A 537-nucleotide genomic window follows, 5' to 3' on the forward strand; every position below is an offset into this window, starting at 1 on the left:
TGCAAATGCTGAATGAGGGCATCGTTCCCACTGCGATGCTGGTTGCCAACGATCAGATGGCGCTGGGCGCAATGCGCGCCATTACCGAGTCCGGGCTGCGCGTTGGTGCGGATATCTCGGTAGTGGGATACGACGATACCGAAGACAGCTCATGTTATATCCCGCCGTTAACCACCATCAAACAGGATTTTCGCCTGCTGGGGCAAACCAGCGTGGACCGCTTGCTGCAACTCTCTCAGGGCCAGGCGGTGAAGGGCAATCAGCTGTTGCCCGTCTCACTGGTGAAAAGAAAAACCACCCTGGCGCCCAATACGCAAACCGCCTCTCCCCGCGCGTTGGCCGATTCATTAATGCAGCTGGCACGACAGGTTTCCCGACTGGAAAGCGGGCAGTGAGCGCAACGCAATTAATGTAAGTTAGCTCACTCATTAGGCACCGGGATCTCGACCGATGCCCTTGAGAGCCTTCAACCCAGTCAGCTCCTTCCGGTGGGCGCGGGGCATGACTATCGTCGCCGCACTTATGACTGTCTTCTTT

At 57.2% G+C, this 537-nt stretch carries 1 pseudogene; it reads left to right on the forward strand.

Features of this window, described 5'->3' with window-relative positions:
- Window positions 1–395, forward strand: a pseudogene (lacI, locus tag SB752_RS31905) (DNA-binding transcriptional repressor LacI); the annotation flags it as partial.
- Window positions 396–537: the final 142 nt, after the last annotated feature.

Origin of the sequence: Brevibacillus sp. SIMBA_040 (assembly GCF_046535075.1) — a bacterium.
In the GTDB taxonomy this organism is placed as follows: Bacteria; Bacillota; Bacilli; order Brevibacillales; family Brevibacillaceae; genus Brevibacillus.